This is a genomic window from Dyella marensis (assembly GCF_900112865.1).
Lineage (GTDB): Bacteria > Pseudomonadota > Gammaproteobacteria > Xanthomonadales > Rhodanobacteraceae > Dyella_D > Dyella_D marensis_A.
In genome coordinates, this window is record NZ_FONH01000002.1 from 592,406 (window position 1) to 608,304 (window position 15,899).

The window sequence follows — 15,899 nt, forward strand, 5'->3', positions numbered from 1 at the left end:
TCCAGGATACTTCGCGCCATACGCGCCATTCGCGACCCTGGGTGCTTTCGTGCACATACTTCTTATCGAGGACGATCCGCTCCTCGGCAAAGCCATCCAGCGGGCCCTCGAACAGCTCGCCTATACCCTCACCTGGGTCCGCGACGGCCGCGAGGCCATGGCCGCGGTGAACGATCCTTCCGTCGACCTGATCCTGCTCGACCTGGGCCTGCCCAACCGCGACGGCTTCGAGATCCTCACCGAAGCACGCGGCCGGCGCCTGCGTACGCCGATCATCGTGATGACCGCACGCGACGACCTGGAATCGCGCATCCGCGGCCTGGACGCGGGCGCCGACGACTACATGGTCAAGCCCTTCCACCTGGACGAGCTGGCCGCGCGCATCCGTTCCACCGCGCGCCGCGCCAACGGCATGGCCGACAACCGCATCGAAGTCGGTCCGCTGGTGCTCAACTCGGCGGCGGTCGAGGTCAGCTACCAGGGACGGAAGGTGGAACTGAGCCGCCGCGAATTCGCCCTGCTGCAATACCTGATGGAACGCGCCGGCCGCGTCGTGCGCCGCGAACAGCTGGAAAGCTCGCTCTACGGCTGGGACAACGATGTCGGTTCCGGCGCGCTCGACGTGCTGGTCCATGGCCTGCGCCGCAAGCTGAGCTTCGATGCGATCAAGACGGTGCGCGGCTTCGGCTACACCATTCCGCTGGATCATTCGTGAGCGAACCGGCAATGAGCTTCCCCAGCCTGCGTGCCCGCCTGCGCTGGATGGTCATCGCCATCCTCGCTGCGGCGATGCTCCTGCTCGGCGCGCTCAGTTACCGGTACACGCTGAAGGAAGTGCACGAGCTGCTCGACGGCCGGCTGGCCCAGTCCGCGCGCACGCTCGACGTGCTGCTGCGTACCGGCGGCATGCCGCACGACGGCCACGCCGTGGTGGTGCCGACGCCTTCGCGCACGCCTGCCGTGCACGGCAGGAACATGCATTCGTACGAGCCCGAAGTGGGATACCAGGTGTTCGGCGCCGATGGCCGGCTGCTGGCCACCACGGCCAACCTCGACGGCATGCCCGCGCCGCGCGCGGACGATGCATCGTTCCGCGACGTCTCCTTCGGCGAGCGCCGCTGGCGTGTGTTCCAGTTGCCTCGCACCGGCGATGGCGAACTCATCCGCACGGCCGAACGCTACGACAGCCGCACCGAGATCAGCCAGGCGCTGTGGGTGCAGTACGGCCTGATGCTGTTCGTCGCCCTGCCCTTGCTCGCCCTGCTGATGGGCTGGGCGATCCGGCGCGGCCTCAGGCCGCTGGACACCCTGGCCCGCCGGCTGCTCCGCCGCGAGCCGGGCAGCCATGCGCCGGTGACGCTGGACAATGCCCCGTTGGAATTGCGCCCGCTGCTGGATGCGCTGAACGAGCAGATCGGCCGGCTGGAGAGCGCGCTCGAACGCGAACGCCGCTTCAGCGCCGATGTCGCGCACGAACTGCGCACGCCGCTGGCCTCCACCATGATCAACCTCGACGCCGCGATCGGCGCGCGCGAGTCCGGTACCGCCGACAGCGCCCTGGCCGATGCGCGCGAATGCCTGGTCGCGCTCGCTCGCCGCACGGAGCAGCTGCTGGCGCTGGCACGACTGGAATCCGGCGAGGGCCGGCGCGCCCTGGCGCCGGTCGACCTGGTGGCGCTCACCGGCGACGTGATCGACGAGATGGTCTCGGTGATCGTGCACAGCCGCGTCGAATTGGTGCTGGTGCCGCTGCCCGAGCGCCTGCTGGTGTACGGCGACGAGGCGGCGCTCAGGGCGATGCTGCGCAACCTGCTGGAAAACGCGATGCGTCACGTGCCGTCCGGCGGCATGGTGGAGCTGGCGCTGTCGCGGGCGGGACGGATGGCTGTGATCGATGTCGCCGACAACGGACCGGGCATCCCGCCCGAACGCCGGCATGCCCTGTTCGAGCGCTTCCATCGCGAGCCCGGCACGCGCGGCGATGGCTACGGCCTCGGGCTTTCCATCGTGCAGCGCGCGGCGCTGATGCACCACGCACGGATCGAGCTGCTCGATTCGCGCTTCGGCAGCGGGCTGCACGTGCGGGTCAGCCTGCCCCTGCACGGCGACGAAGCGGCGCGCGACCGCTAGGCCGGATGGCCGCGTCGGCTGCCTGTTCGGATCTGTCATGGCGCTGCTCCTTCGGTTTCCGTTTACCGCTCGAAAAGCGGCCCCCCCGATAACCGGGGGGACCCGCGCCGGCCCGGGGCGAGAGAGGGGAAGAGTCCCGGGCTGCCGCGGTCCGGAACCCGCTGGGGAGCGCGTCCGGACAAGTACAGATTGCTGCGCCGGGCGGCCTGCGTATGTAGGCCGATGCCGGCACGGCGCGTACGTCGGATGCGCGCAGCCATGCGCGGCATCGCCATGGCCGCGTAGGCGCCATCGCCGGGGGTCGGAACCGGCGATACCCCGTCCCCATGGATTCGTGCTTAAGTGATCGCACCACCTGCCCCACGACGCGCCATGAACATGCAGGCCCTCGCCCCGCGTCTGTATGCGCCGCTGCTGGCGGCGCACTTCGCCGTGCTGGCGACCGAGCCGCCGCGCGTGCTGAGCTGGAGCTATGCGCTGGTGCTGGCCGTACTCGGCCTCACCCTGATCCTGGGCATCCGGCGCATCGGCCTGAGCCTCCCGCACAACCGGCCGCTGTGGTCGCTGCTGCTGGCCGCACTGTTCAGCCAGGGCGCGGCCTTCGTGCTGCTGTTCGTCGATTCGCTGGCCAATCCCCAGGGCACCCTGGTGGCCTTCGACCCCACTTTCTATTTCTGCATGAGCAGCCTGCTGCTCACCCTCGCCGCCACCTACGACCCGGTGCCGCCGGTGTACCGCTGGACCGGGCTGCTGGATGCCGCGCTGGCGGTGTTCATCGCCTTGATGTTCTACGGCCTGGTGCGCGCCCTGGTTGCCGGCGCCGAGGCGCAACCAGAGAACGCGCGCGCGATCATGTGGATGTTCGACGGCATGGCGCTGTTCGTGGCGGTATTCGCCTCGCTGCGCCTGCTGGGCGCGCGCCGCCGCGACGAGCGGCGCTTCTTCGTGGTGCTCGCCGCCTTCGCCTGGATCGAGCTGTTCGCGCCGGCGGCGCATAACCGCTTTGTGCTGTCCAGCGAGTCGTACCTGCCAGAGTTTTTGCTGAGCGTCCCGTTCGCCCTGCTCGGCCTGCTGCTGAGCCGGCGCCGCGGCGACTGGCTGCGCGGCTACCGGCCCTCCACCCGCGCCCGCTACCTGGCCGGCAGCATCAGTCCCTTCGTCCTCAGCCTTGCACTGTGCCTGCTCGCCTTCGGCTATCTGCATCGCATCCCCGCGGTGGCGGTGGGCGCGCTGGTCGCCGGCATCGCCTCGTACGCGCTGCGCGCCGCGCTGATGCTGGGCAAGCGCCTGTCCTCGGAAGACGAACTCAAGCGCCTGCACCACGGCCTGCGCCGCGCGGCGTTGCGCGACGACCTGACCCAGCTGCTCAACCGCCGCGGCTTCTACCGCGCGCTGGACCGCGAATGGGAACGCGCGCGGCGAGTCCACGTGCCGCTGGCGGTGGCGATGCTGGACATCGACCACTTCAAGGCCTTCAACGACACCTATGGCCACCTCGCCGGCGACCAGTGCCTGGCCTCCGTCGCGCAGGCCCTGGCCGGCGAAGCCGCGTCGATGCCGGGCGTCACCGTGGCCCGCGCGGGCGGCGAGGAATTCGTGGTGCTGATCAGCGGCTACCTGCCGCATGCCGCCGGCGCCCTGCTGGAACAACTGCGCGAGCGGGTGGAGGCACTGCGCATCCTGCATGTGCGCGGCGTGCGCGGCTTCGTCACGGTCAGTGCCGGGATCGCGTCCAGCGAGCTGGCGCGGTATGGCGACGCCGAGGCGATGCTCAGTGCGGCGGACGCGGCGCTTTACACGGCGAAGCGGGCGGGGAGGAATCAGGTGGCGTGGGCGGAGGTGCCGGGGACGGAGGCGTTGTCGTGATGTCCGCCCACCGGGCGTAGGACGTAGGTTGGGGTGAGCCGCAGGCGAACCCCAACGGGCGCCTGGTGAAACCGCATGCCCGTTGGGGTTCGCCTGCGGCTCACCCCAACCTACGCCGCTATGGTCCGAATGCCGGTCGTCCCTGGTCGTCCCAGGTGAACTTCTGCATATACGGCGCGCGCCTGGAGGTGCACTTCCAATCCGGCCCGCCATTGGCATGGAACACGATCCAGTCGGTCCCGTCGGCGGCCTTGAAGAAACCGTTGTGCCCCGTCGCATATACGCCGTCCTGCGGCGAGCTTTTCAGCACCGGCAGCGGCGACTTCGACCAGGAAGCCGGCTTGAGCAGGTCCGCATCGCTGTCGGCGCTCAACATCCCGATCGAATAATCGTCCGACCAGCACGCGCTGGCCGAATACGTGAGGAATACCTTGCCGCGTGGCCCGGGAAGGAATTCCGGCGCCTCCAGGATCTTCCGCCCGCCCCGCATCTCCCACGGGAACGTCGGTGCCGCGATGTCCACCTCCGGCCCGGCCAGCGTCCACGGATCGCGCATCGGCGCGATGACCAGGTCGCTGTGATCGCCCACGTAGGCCGAGTACACGAAGTACAGCTTGCCGCGATGCTCGAACACCGTGCCGTCGATGCCGCTGAGCCTGGTGCGCAGCATGCCCTTGTCCAACCAGCGGCCCTGGGTCGGATCCGCCGAGGCGTTCTCCAGCACGAACACGTGCCGGTGGGCGTCGTCGTTGTGCGCCTTGTCGGCGGCGGAGTAGTACAGGTACCACTTGCCGCCGATCAGATGCAGCTCCGGCGCCCAGATCGCCGCGGAGTTGGGGCCGCTGGCCGGCGCGCGCCACACTGTCACCGGCGCAGCCTGCGCCAGCTTCGCCATGTCGCGCGTCTTCCACAGCGAGATGCGGTCGCCCTGGGTATGCATGTAGTAGTACACGCCGTCGCGCTGGGTCACCCAGGGATCGGGGCCGGACGGCAGCAGCGGGCCGACCGGCTTGGCGGCCTGCGCCAGCGGCATGGCCGCCAGCAACAGGGTGAACAGCAAGGCATGACGCTTCACTTGCCTTTTCCTCCCGAACGCGACGCGGCATCGCCGTCGACTTGCAGATAATCGATATCGAGCACGTGCGCGCCGCCTTCGATATCGATGGTGTTGAAGCCGGGCAGCAGCGGCGCGGTGAGCGTCGCCACCTGCCCGCCGTCCGTCGCCTGTTCGATCGTCGCAGGCATGCGCGCACCGTTCACCGCCAACACCGGCGTGGCCGGCAAGCCCACGTCGGCGTAGCGCACCCGCAAGCTGTGCACGCCGGCCGTGGCATGCACGAGGAAGCGCAGCCGCGCCTCGCCGCCCTGCCCCAGCCGCGCCTTGCGCAGGTTGGAAGCGGCCGGATCCGGCACCACGGCGGCGCCGGCCAGTTCCGCGTCCTCGGCTTCATAGCGATCGAAGCGCAAGGGCGCGATGGCCGACAGCATCTCGTTGCGCGACGCATGCTCCGGCGCATCCGCCGCGGATGACGATGTCACGTGCAGGTACGAACCGTCGCCGCGCTCCAGCAATGCCTGGGTCCAGCCCGCGTGGATATTGCCGCTGCGCTTCTGCACCGGCGCGCGCACTTCCCACCAGGGGCCGCGGCCGGAGGCATTGTTCCAGTACAAGGTGCGCCCGCCTTCGTCGCCACCGCCACCGGCGCGTTGCGCCGACACCACGATCACGCCTTCCGGTCCGCCTTGCGGAAACCACTGCAGCACCGGACACGCCGCCGGCCAGAAGCCGGACAGCGTCATCACCGGCTCGCCGTGCCGCTGCGGATCGCCCCAGTCCAGCCCGTCGCGGCTGAACTTGATGAATACCTGGCCATTGCGCGGCCCGTCGATATTCTCGTACGTCATCGCATAACGGTGATCCGGCAGGCGCGTGACGATGGCCATGCCGGGCCGCTGCACGCCGCCGGGAATCGCCACGTCCCACACTTCCTGGCCCCAGCTGCGACCGCCGTCGGTGGAGACCTTGTGCGCCAGCAACTGGTTGTAGCCCTCGCCCTTGTGCTGCTCGCTGGAGTAATAGGCGACCAGGCGCCCATCGTCCAGCAGGTGCACGTTCGGCTCCCACACGCCCTTGTTGTCCTTGTCCTCGGGACGGCCGCCGCCCTGCACGATGGAGCTGCGATAACGCCAGCTCTTGCCGCCGTCGGTGGACACGTACATCTGCAGGTCCTCGACATGGACGCGGCCGCGCTCGTCGTTGCGCGTGGCGTTGGCCGAGAGCAGCAGCGTGCCGGCCGGCAGGTCGGCGGTGGCGCGCGGCAACTCGGCAATGTGCGGTTGCCAGCGCAGCTGCCACTGCTTGTCGCCGGCGTGCGGCTGGTCGGTGACATTCATCAGGAAGCGCCAGTGCGCACCTTCGTCGCGGCTTTCCCACAACGGAATGCCGGCCATGCCGTCCTGCTCGAACACCATCAGCAGGCGGTCATGCTCCGATCCGGCGCGCACCACCGACGCATAACCGGTGCCGTCGGCGATGCGCTCGCCGGCCACGCGCTCGTCGGCATGCGCCGCCAGCGAAGCCAGCGCGAACGCCAGCGCGAACATCGTTCGTTTCATCCACTTGCCTCCGAATAAAAAAGGCGGGCGGCCACGCCACGACGCCGCCCGCCGGGGAGGAATCACATCTTGAAGCGCACGCCCAGGCCCAGGGTGCGGTCCTGGTAGCGGATGTCGCGCGGCCGCGTGGTGCCGTCGCCCCACCACTGGTGCAGGTTGGCGCCGAAGATATTGGTCGCGTTGAGCACCACGGTGAAGTTCTGGTTGACGTCGTAGCCCAGCGAGAAGTCCACCTGGTTGGCCGGCTTGATCTCGTCGTTCACACCCGCCACCGTCGGCTGGTTGAAGCCCTGGATGTAGCGGCTGCGGTAGTTGTAGGCCAGGCGCGCGGACCAGCCGTACTTCTCATACATCAGCACCGCGTTGTAGTTGTTCTTCGACACGTTCTGCAGCGGCGAGGCGGTGATCGGCCCGCCGATGTATTGCGGCGAACGCGTGGAGCCCTCGATATAGGTGTAGTTGAACTGCGCGCCCAGGCCGCTCCATACGCCAGGCAGGAAGTCGAAGAACTGCTGGTAGGCGAATTCTGCGCCGTCGAGATGCCCGGAGCCCGCGCTCTGCGGCGAGTTCAGCTGGTACGGCTGGCCGCCGATCGTCACGTCGGTGATGTAGTTCTGGATGTAGCCATTGATGTCGCGGTAGAACACGCCGCCACTGATATAGCTGGCCGGACCGAAGTACCACTCCAGCGAGGCGTCATAGTTGTTGCTGCGGATCGGCTTCAGGTTCGGATTGCCGCTGCTGGCCACGCCGGCGCGGTTGATCGTGCCGGGATTGAGCGAGATCGACGGATTCAACTGGCCGAAGCCCGGATAGGTCAGCGTCTTGGCCGCCACCACGCGCAGCTGCAGGTCGTCGCGCAGATGCAGGTTGAAGCTGAGGTTCGGCAGGTAGACCGGCGCGCTGGTGGAAGCGGTCAGCGGCGAGTAGACGCCGGTGGACGCGTCGAACGAGAACGCATCGAGATGGCGCTTCACGCGCTCCACCCGCATGCCCATCAGGCCGTCGTACGGCAGGCCGAACAATTCGTTGCCGTAGCCGAACTGCAGGTAGCCGGCGTACGACTTCTCCTGGATGTGATAGAAGCGGCCCGGATTCTCCGGCGCCAGCCCGTTCGGCAGGCCGTACAGCCCGCGGATCGCATCGGCATTGTTGACCAGGAAGTTGTAGCAGCCGCTCAGCCAGGACACCGGAATCGCATCGGTAGTCGGCTGGTTGCAGAAATAACCGTTCGGGAAGCGCGCCACCACCTGGTTGGCGGGGTTCGGGTTGAGCGCGATCTGGCCGGTGCCGCCCGGCGGCGGCGTGGAGATCTCGACGCTGCCGCGGTACTCGGCCTTGTGGTCGGAATAGCGCAGGCCGAAATCCATGTACTGGAAGAAGTCGCCGCCCAGGTCATAGGTGCCGTCGCCGCGCCACGCGGTCTGTTCGCCGCGCTGGTTGTTCCAGGTCTGGAACAGGCCGTTGAGGTAGTAGTTCGACGGGTTGAGCTGCGGATTGCCGCCCAGCGTCCAGTTCTGCGCGCCGTTCCACACCGTGGTGACCGGTCCCTTCAGGAAGGTGTCGACGATGAAGGTCTGGTCGTGGAACGAACTGGAATTGAAGGACAGGTCGGTGGACAGGTTGAGCCTGTCGCCATGCCACTTCATGCCGATCGAGTTCTGGATGTCATGGCCCCACTGCTCGTGCGCCTGCGTGCTGGTGGCGGCGTAGGTGTCGCCGGTCCACATGCCGCTGGAGGCGTCGCAGATGCGCTGGCCGTAATACGGCGAACCGGTCAGCTGGTCGGCATAGCAATGGTTGGTGACCGACAGGCTGGACGGATTGACCACGCCCACCGGGAAGCTGAAGTAATACGGCTGGTTGTAGCGGTCCGAATCCCAGGTGTAGAGGCCTTCGATATAGACCTCGGTGTCCTTGTTCGGCTTCCACTGCAAGGCGTAGTTGGCTTCCTGGCGCTTGCGGCTGCCGATGTTGTAGTCGGCGCCCCAGCCGTTGGGCACGGAGATCAGGTCGCCGGCGGAGGTGCGGATCGGTGCGCCGTTGCCGCCGGTGAGCACCTTGGGGAAGTCCGCCCACACGGCGTTGTACTCATAGCGCTGCTTGTCATAGCCGACGTTGAGCAGCGCACCGAACTCGCCGGCGTCGGTGTGCCAGCGGTTGCTCAGCAGCAGGCTGCCGTTGGGATCGGTGTGGCCGCCGTACTTGCTGTGCGTGCCGGTAAGCGTCGCCGCCACCTTGCTGCCGTCGAAATCCAGCGGGCGGTACAGCTGCATGTCGACCAGGCCGGCGATGCCGCCGTCGGGCAGGCTGGCTTCGCTGGTCTTGTAGACCTGCACGGTCTTCACCGCGGTCGCCGGCAGGTTCTGGAAGGCGAACGCACGGCCCACGCCGCTGAAGATCTCGCGGCCGTTCAAGGTGGTGATCACGTTGGGCAGGCCACGGATCACCACCGAGCTGGTCTCGCCCTGGAAACCCTGCGCGATCTGCACGCCGGTGATGCGCTGCATGGCGTCGGCCACGCTGTTGTCGGGCAGCTTGCCGATGTCCTCGGCGACGATGGAATCGACCACCATGCGCGAGTCCTGCTTGAGCGCCTGCGCGCTCTGCAGGCTTTCGCGCAGCGGCGTCACCACCACGCCGGAGAGATTCACCGCATTCTGGGTGGAAGCCTGGTCGGCGGTACCCGCCTTCTTCTTGGCCGGCGCCTGGCCGGCGGGTGCGGCCTGGTCAGTGGACTGTTGCGGATCGGCGGCCTGGTCGGCGGGCTTGGTATCGGCCGCGTAGGCAGGTGCCAGCGCGGCGGCGATGGCGATCGCGAGCAGGGACAGCGGGATGCGGTAGCGAGTCATGGAATGAACCTCCCCGGTTTTCGGAGTCAAAGCGACGCCGGCGCGTGCCGGCGGCATGCGTTTGGAAGAAAAGAAGGCGGCCCGCTCCAGCGGGCGCGCCGATGTGGCGCGCGTGGCTTAGCGCGTCTTAAGAAGCGTCCCTACCGGATAGCTCGCCGCCTCCGCCGGCACCACGCCGCGCGGTGCATGCGACAGTGCGCGCAGGATCTCGGCCTCGCGCTGGCGGTACGGCGTGCCGTCGCCATGCAGCAGGTCGTGGAACCACAGCGTCGGCGGCTGCAAGGTGTACGGCCGCTGCCAGGAATCCCACGGCATGATGGTCTGCGACTTGCCGTCGACGAAGCCCCAGTTGACCATGCCCACGTCGAGCCGCTTGGCCAGCGGCAGCACGCCGTCGATGGTCGAGCCGTTGCCGCGCGCCATGTACTCGGTGCAGATCAGCGGACGGCCATAGCCTTCCAGCTGCTTCACGCGGCGGGCGAATTCCTCCGGCCAGCCGTAGTTGTGGAAGCTGATTACATCGGACTGCTCGACCTGGGTGCGCTCGACCGCATCGAGTTTCGCAGGATCCGACCAGTCCTCGTGTTCCCACAGGCCGCTGGTCAGCGGCTGCGTCGGCGACGCGCTGCGCGCCCAGGCGAATACCTGCGGCAGCAGCTTGGCGACCAGGGTGAACTTGTCCTTCGGCTCCTTCGCGTCGTAGTTGCCGCCGCCGGGATTGTTCGGCTCGTTCCACACATCCCAGGCGAGCACGCGCGGATCCTTGGCGAAGCTGCCGACGATGTCTTTCACGTACTGCTCCAGGCGCGGGTACTGGCTGGGATCGGCCAGCGCCACGCCCGGGCTCTGCACCCAGCCGGAGTTGTGCACGCCGGGGATCGGCGGATGCTGGGCGCCGAGCTTCGGCTCCGGATCCCAGCACGAATCGAACAGCACGAAGATCGGCTTGATGTGGTGCTTGTCGGCGATGGCGAGGAACCGGTCGATGCGCTGCTTGAAGCCGGCGGCATCCTGCTGCCACAGCAGGTCGTGCAGGAACACGCGCATGGTGGTCATGCCCAGCTGCTGCGCCCAGCCCAGTTCCTGGTCGATGCGTGCGGCATCGAAGGTATCGGCCTGCCACATCTCCAGCTCGTTGATCGCGTTGGCCGGCAGATAGTTGCTGCCCAGCGGCCAGGCTTGCCTGGCGTACCAGGCTTTGGCTTCGGCGGGCGTCCAGCGCGCGGTGCTTTCCCGCGCCAGGGACACGGGCGTGGCGAGCAGCGCCGCCAGTCCCAGAGCCGTCGCCATCAATGCATGCTTCATTTCGAACTCCCCTTTTTCAGACGATCTCCGGTCCCTGCCGGAGGCCTTGGGTTGATATCCGGGCAAAGCGCTCCCGCGACGCCCGCTCGGGGCGTCTTCGCTCGATCGCTGCGGCGGGCGCCTGCCTGCCCGTCAGTGCTTGCCTTGCACCGGCTCCGTGCCGAACTCGTACACGATGGTGTGGCGGTATGCCTGCCCCGGCGCCAGCCGCGCCGAGCCGAACGCCGGCTGATTGGGCGTATCGGGATGGAACTGCGGCTCGAGCGCGAAGGCGTCGCCCTGGCGGTACACCTGACCGCCGGTGCCGACGCTGGTCGCATCGAGGAAGTTGCCGGAATAGAACTGCAGGCCCGGCATGGTGGATCTGAGCGTCATCACGCGGCCGGAGGCCGGATCTTCCACTTTGGCGACGACCCGCGGCTCCTTCGCCACGTCGTGCGCGATGACGAAGTCGTGGTCGTAGCCGCGGCCGTTGAGCAATTGCGGATCCGGCGTGCGGATGTCGCGGCCGATCGGCTTGCCCTGGCGGAAATCGAATGGCGTGCCGGCCACCGGCTTGAACTGACCAAGCGGAATCGAAGTGGCGTCGATCGGCAGGAAGGTCTCGGCCGGAATGGTGAGCTTCTGCGCCATCACCGAGCCGGAACCCTCGCCGGAGAGATTCCAGTAGGCGTGATTGGTCAGGTTGACGATAGTGGGCTGGTCGGTGCTCGCGCGGTATTCGATGGTGAGGCGGTTGTGCGCGTCCAGCGCATAGATGGCGGTGGCGGTGAGCTTGCCGGGGTAGCCCATGTCGCCGTCGGGGCTGACATAGGTCAGCGTGACGCTGGCGCCGTCGGCGCCGCTCTTCACTTCGCCCACCGTCCACAGCACCTTGTCGAAACCCTTGCCGCCGCCGTGCAGCGAATTGGGGCCGTCGTTGACCGGCACCTGGTAGGCGTGGCCGTCCAGCACGAAGCGGCCCTTGGCGATGCGGTTGGCATAACGCCCCACCGTGGCGCCGAAGTACTGCGGCTTCTTCAGATAGTCATCGAGCTTGGCGTAACCCAGCAGGATATTGGCGCCCTTGCCGTGGCGATCCGGCGCGACCACTTCCTGCAGGCTGGCGCCATAGGCAATGACGCGGACGCGCAGCCCATGGCCGCTGTCGAGCACCACGGCATCGACCTTGGTGCCATCGGGCAGCGCCCCGAATGCTTTGCGCTTCGCTTCCACCGCCTGCACCGTCGTCGCCATCGTCATCGCCATCGCACCCAAGGAACCCAGGAGCATCGCACGTCGCATGTCGCATTTCCCCTTCGCCACCCTTACGGGACGGGGCATGCAATCACATTGTATGATTATCGTGCAAGTGATCTTCGGCGCGATTTTTCGGCCTTGCGCGACGCAACATCGGTTATCCGGATGACATCGCTTCGCGTTTTCGTTTGGTCATTTCAGGCCATTGCGCGACTTCCCTAGACCCGAAATTTTCGCAATCGACCTGAGAAATATCGCAATGCGTCATCGCTGACGAATAGCCGTCCATGTGACGAAGTGTCCGAAAGTGCGCTCGACGCTTGGCAGGAACCGAGCGAAGTGCTTATAGTCGGTTTGTATGACAAACGACCCGGCGCCGCGAAAGCCGGGCAGCTGCGGCACCGCCGCCTCTCGCGTCAGAGAGACATTGGGGAACGAGGAATTCATGAAGAAGCCGTCCGCCGTTCGCACCTTGTACGGACATGTGATGCACGAACTCGGCCAGCGCATCGTCAGCGGACGGGTCAAGCCGGGCGACGTGCTTCCGCGCGAGGAAACCCTGGCGGAAAACCTCGGCGTCAGCCGCACCGCCTTGCGCGAAGCCTTGAAGGTGCTGTCGGCCAAGGGCCTGATCGCCTCGCGCACCGGCGTGGGTGCGCGCGTGCAGGAAGAACGCTACTGGAACCAGTTGGATTCCGACGTGCTGGCCTGGCGCTGCGCCTCCATGCCCACCGACGATTTCGTCGAGAAGCTGGTGGAGATGCGCGAACTGATCGAACCGGCCGCCGCGGCCTCCGCCGCGCGCCACCGCACCGCGGCGCAACTGGCCGAGATCGACGCCGCCTACCAGGCGATGGATGCCGCGCAGACCCTGGATGCCTGGACCGAAGCCGACGTGCGCTTCCACGACGCCGTGCTGCATGCCACCGGCAACGAGCTGCTGCATTCGCTGTTCTCGGTGGTGGAAACCGCGTTGAGTGCGTTCTTCAGCCTGTCCGCGCGCAGCGCGGGCGACTTCAAGTATTCGCTGCCCTACCACCACCAGGTGCTGGAGGCGATCCGCCGCAAGCAACCGGAAGTGGCGCGCAAGGTAATGCTGGCGATGATCGCCGACTCGCGCGACAACATGCGCCGCAGCCGCCCGCGCACGCGCCGGAAGGCTTCGGCGTGAGCGCCGGCCTGATCGGCCTGGATTGGGGCAGCACTCATCTGCGCGCTTATCTGTACGGCGCGGATGGCCATGCGCTCGAGTCGCGCGCCCTGCCCCACGGCATTCGCCAACTGCCGGCAGGAGGGTTTCCGGAAGCGTTCTCCAGCGCCGTGCGCGACTGGCCCGCGTTGCCGGTGCTCGCCTGCGGCATGGTCGGCAGCCGCAACGGTTGGCAGGAAGTGCCTTATCTGGATACGCCCACCGGCGTCGAGCGGCTGGCGCAGCACCTGACCCGCATCGCGGCGCCGGACGGCCATGCGCTCTATCTGGTACCCGGCCTGCACGACACGCACCGTCCCGACGTGATGCGCGGCGAGGAAACCCAGATCGCCGGCGTGCTGGCGCGCGAACCGGCCACCACGCGCCTGCTGCTGCCCGGCACGCATAGCAAGTGGGTGCGCCTGCGCGACGGCATCGTCACCGATTTCGCCACGGTGATGACCGGCGAGCTGTACGGCTTGCTGCGGCAGCATTCGATCCTGGGCGCTGCGCTGCCGGAGGCGCGCGACGACGCCGACGCCTTCCGCCGCGGCGTCGCCGCCGCGCGCGGCAGCGGTCCGGCCGGCGCGCTGTCGCTGCTGTTCTCCGCGCGCGCGCTGATGCTCGACGGCGTGCTCGATCCCGCCGCGGTGCCCGACTATCTGTCCGGCCTGCTGATCGGCGAAGAGCTGCGCATGGCCCTGGCCGCCGGCTGGGCCGACGCCGACGACGCCATCCCGATGGTCGGCGAAGGCCCGCTGTGCGACCGCTACCGCCGCGCCGCCGACACGTTCGGCCTGCGCCTGGCGCGCGCGCCGGACGGCACCACCGCCGACGGCCTGTGGCGCATCGCCGCCGCGGCCGGCCTCGTTCCCGCGCCCGCGACCATCACCTCATGAGTGCCTTACCGCCCATGCATACCTGGCTGCAAGACCTGCCGCTGGTCGCGATCCTGCGCGGCCTGCATCCCGACGAAGCGGTGGCGATCGGCGGCGCGCTCGCCGGCGCCGGCTTCCGCGTGCTCGAAGTGCCGCTCAATTCGCCGGAACCCTGCATCAGCATCCGCCGCCTGGTCGACGCCCTCGGCGACGATTACCTGATCGGCGCCGGCACGGTGCTCGATCCGGCGCGCGTGAAGGACATCGCCGATGCCGGCGGCCGCCTGATCGTGATGCCGCACGCCGACGTCGCTGTGATCCGCGCCGCCAAGCAGGCCGGCCTGTATTGCGTACCGGGCGTCGCCACGCCGACCGAGGCGTTCGCCGCGCTCGCCGCCGGCGCCGACGCGCTGAAACTGTTCCCCGCCGAGCAGTCCTCGCCCGCCGTGCTCAAGGCCTGGCGCGCGGTGCTGCCCAGGCACGTGCCCATGCTGCCGGTCGGCGGCATCGCGCCCGACAACATGGCGCCGTGGCTGGCCGCCGGCGCCGCCGGCTTCGGCATCGGCTCGTCGCTGTACGCCCCCGGCCGCCCGGCCGTCGACGTCGCCGCCCGCGCGCGCGACTTCGCCGACGCCTGGCGGCATCTACACCCTGCTTCGCAAGGAAACCGCGCATGAAGATCATCCGCCTCACCACCTTTCTGGTTCCCCCGCGCTGGTGCTTCCTGCGCATCGACACCGATGCGGGCATCAGCGGCTGGGGCGAGCCGGTCGTCGAGGGTCGCGCACACACGGTGGCGGCGGCGGTCGACGAGCTGTCGGACTATCTGATCGGCAAGGACCCGCACCATATCGAGGACCTGTGGAGCGTGATGTACCGCGCCGGCTTCTATCGCGGCGGCCCGATCCTGATGAGTGCGATCGCCGGCATCGACCAGGCGCTGTGGGACATCAAGGGCAAGGACCTGGGCCGTCCGGTGTACGACCTGCTCGGCGGCCCGGTGCGCGACCGCATCCGCGTGTACTCGTGGATCGGTGGCGACCGACCGGCCGACACCGCGCGCGCGGCGATGGAAGCGGTGGCGCGCGGCTTCACCGCGGTCAAGATGAACGCCACCGAGGAAATGCAGTATGTCGACAGCTTCGACAAGGTCGAGCGCGTGCTTGCCAACGTGCAGGCGGTGCGCGATGCGGTCGGTCCGCACGTGGGCCTGGGCCTGGACTTCCACGGCCGCGTGCACAAGCCGATGGCCAAGGTGCTGATGCGCGAGCTGGAACCGTACAAGCTGATGTTCATCGAGGAACCGGTGCTGTCCGAATACCTCGAATGCATTCCCGAGCTCGCCTCCATCTCGCCCGCGCCGATCGCGCTGGGCGAGCGCCTGTATTCGCGCTACGACTTCAAGCGCGTGCTGGAAACCGGCGGCGTGGACATCCTGCAGCCCGATCCCTCGCACGCCGGCGGCATCACCGAGACGCGCAAGATCGCCGCGATGGCCGAAGCCTACGACGTGGCTATCGCCCTGCACTGCCCGCTCGGCCCGATCGCGCTGGCGGCCAACCTGCAGATCGACGCGGTGAGCCACAACGCCTTCATCCAGGAGCAGAGCCTGGGAATCCACTACAACGCCTCCAACGACCTGCTCGACTACGTCAGCGACCGCAGCGTGTTCGCCTACCAGGACGGCTACGTCACCATGCCCACCGGCCCTGGCCTGGGCATCACCGTGAACGAGGAATACGTCGCCGAGCGCGCCGCCGAAGGCCATCGCTGGCGCAATCCGCTGTGGCGCCATGCCGACGGCAGCGTGGCGGAGTGGTGAGC

12 protein-coding genes are annotated in these 15,899 nt (G+C 68.0%); 7 read left to right on the plus strand and 5 right to left on the minus strand.

Annotation, left to right across the window (positions count from 1 at the left end; all coding sequences use genetic code 11):
- Positions 1-49: 49 nt before the first annotated feature.
- The 3 genes from BM172_RS05525 to BM172_RS05535 all read left to right on the plus strand — a co-directional run bounded on the left by BM172_RS05525 (position 50) and on the right by BM172_RS05535 (position 3,996).
- The gene (locus BM172_RS05525) at positions 50-715 is read left to right on the plus strand and encodes a response regulator (RefSeq protein ID WP_026636338.1); all 666 of its coding nucleotides are present in this window, start codon (positions 50-52) and stop codon (positions 713-715) included.
- Positions 712-2,130: a sensor histidine kinase gene (locus BM172_RS05530; RefSeq protein WP_331279777.1), complete on the plus strand. Its 1,419-nt coding sequence runs from the start codon at positions 712-714 to the stop codon at positions 2,128-2,130. The genes BM172_RS05525 and BM172_RS05530 overlap by 4 nt, the downstream gene beginning before the upstream one ends.
- A gap of 372 nt (positions 2,131-2,502) precedes the next feature.
- Positions 2,503-3,996 carry a GGDEF domain-containing protein gene (locus tag BM172_RS05535; protein ID WP_051548961.1) on the plus strand — a complete coding sequence of 498 codons (1,494 nt, stop codon included), beginning with the start codon at positions 2,503-2,505 and terminating at the stop codon, positions 3,994-3,996.
- 118 nt (positions 3,997-4,114) lie between these two features.
- Here BM172_RS05535 and BM172_RS05540 read toward each other — a convergent pair whose 3' ends face one another.
- From BM172_RS05540 to BM172_RS05560, 5 genes are all read right to left on the minus strand, one after another.
- Entirely contained in the window at positions 4,115-5,071 is a 957-nt protein-coding gene (locus tag BM172_RS05540) for a glycoside hydrolase family 43 protein (RefSeq protein WP_026636336.1), read from the minus strand.
- Positions 5,068-6,612 (minus strand): glycosyl hydrolase, encoded by a 1,545-nt coding sequence (locus tag BM172_RS05545; RefSeq protein ID WP_051548959.1) that lies wholly within the window; start codon positions 6,610-6,612, stop codon positions 5,068-5,070. Before BM172_RS05545 ends, BM172_RS05540 begins: the two co-directional genes overlap by 4 nt.
- A 62-nt stretch (positions 6,613-6,674) precedes the next feature.
- Complete coding sequence (locus tag BM172_RS05550) at positions 6,675-9,464, minus strand: TonB-dependent receptor (protein WP_026636335.1); 2,790 nt, start codon at positions 9,462-9,464, stop codon at positions 6,675-6,677.
- Between the two features lie 117 nt (positions 9,465-9,581).
- The gene (locus BM172_RS05555) at positions 9,582-10,769 is read right to left on the minus strand and encodes a glycoside hydrolase 5 family protein (protein WP_051548958.1); all 1,188 of its coding nucleotides are present in this window, start codon (positions 10,767-10,769) and stop codon (positions 9,582-9,584) included.
- Between the two features lie 132 nt (positions 10,770-10,901).
- A complete protein-coding gene (locus BM172_RS05560) occupies positions 10,902-12,053 on the minus strand; it encodes an aldose epimerase family protein (RefSeq protein ID WP_026636334.1) in 1,152 nt (383 codons plus the stop codon).
- Positions 12,054-12,453: 400 nt separating this feature from the next.
- Here BM172_RS05560 and BM172_RS05565 point away from each other — a divergent pair, with 400 nt between their 5' ends.
- From BM172_RS05565 to dgoD, 4 genes are read left to right on the plus strand one after another with little or no spacing between them, the layout of a single operon-like run.
- Positions 12,454-13,179 (plus strand): FadR/GntR family transcriptional regulator, encoded by a 726-nt coding sequence (locus tag BM172_RS05565; RefSeq protein WP_026636333.1) that lies wholly within the window; start codon positions 12,454-12,456, stop codon positions 13,177-13,179.
- Positions 13,176-14,096: a 2-dehydro-3-deoxygalactonokinase gene (locus BM172_RS05570; protein ID WP_026636332.1), complete on the plus strand. Its 921-nt coding sequence runs from the start codon at positions 13,176-13,178 to the stop codon at positions 14,094-14,096. Before BM172_RS05565 ends, BM172_RS05570 begins: the two co-directional genes overlap by 4 nt.
- On the plus strand, positions 14,093-14,752 hold the full coding sequence (locus BM172_RS05575) for a 2-dehydro-3-deoxy-6-phosphogalactonate aldolase (protein ID WP_231504236.1): 660 nt from the start codon (positions 14,093-14,095) through the stop codon (positions 14,750-14,752). The genes BM172_RS05570 and BM172_RS05575 overlap by 4 nt, the downstream gene beginning before the upstream one ends.
- Positions 14,749-15,897, plus strand: coding sequence for a galactonate dehydratase (gene dgoD / locus BM172_RS05580; protein WP_026636330.1), 1,149 nt, complete (start codon positions 14,749-14,751; stop codon positions 15,895-15,897). The genes BM172_RS05575 and dgoD overlap by 4 nt, the downstream gene beginning before the upstream one ends.
- The last annotated feature ends 2 nt before the right edge of the window (positions 15,898-15,899 follow it).

Excerpts from the sequence above, each read along its gene's own strand:
- BM172_RS05535 (WP_051548961.1), top strand. The coding sequence starts at position 2,503 with ATGAACATGCAGGCCCTCGCCCCGCGTCTGTATGCGCCGCTGCTGGCG.
- BM172_RS05545 (WP_051548959.1), bottom strand. The coding sequence starts at position 6,612 with ATGAAACGAACGATGTTCGCGCTGGCGTTCGCGCTGGCTTCGCTGGCG.
- BM172_RS05550 (WP_026636335.1), bottom strand. The coding sequence starts at position 9,464 with ATGACTCGCTACCGCATCCCGCTGTCCCTGCTCGCGATCGCCATCGCC.
- BM172_RS05555 (WP_051548958.1), bottom strand. The coding sequence starts at position 10,769 with ATGAAGCATGCATTGATGGCGACGGCTCTGGGACTGGCGGCGCTGCTC.
- BM172_RS05560 (WP_026636334.1), bottom strand. The coding sequence starts at position 12,053 with ATGCGACGTGCGATGCTCCTGGGTTCCTTGGGTGCGATGGCGATGACG.
- BM172_RS05565 (WP_026636333.1), top strand. The coding sequence starts at position 12,454 with ATGAAGAAGCCGTCCGCCGTTCGCACCTTGTACGGACATGTGATGCAC.
- BM172_RS05575 (WP_231504236.1), top strand. The coding sequence starts at position 14,093 with ATGAGTGCCTTACCGCCCATGCATACCTGGCTGCAAGACCTGCCGCTG.
- dgoD (WP_026636330.1), top strand. The coding sequence starts at position 14,749 with ATGAAGATCATCCGCCTCACCACCTTTCTGGTTCCCCCGCGCTGGTGC.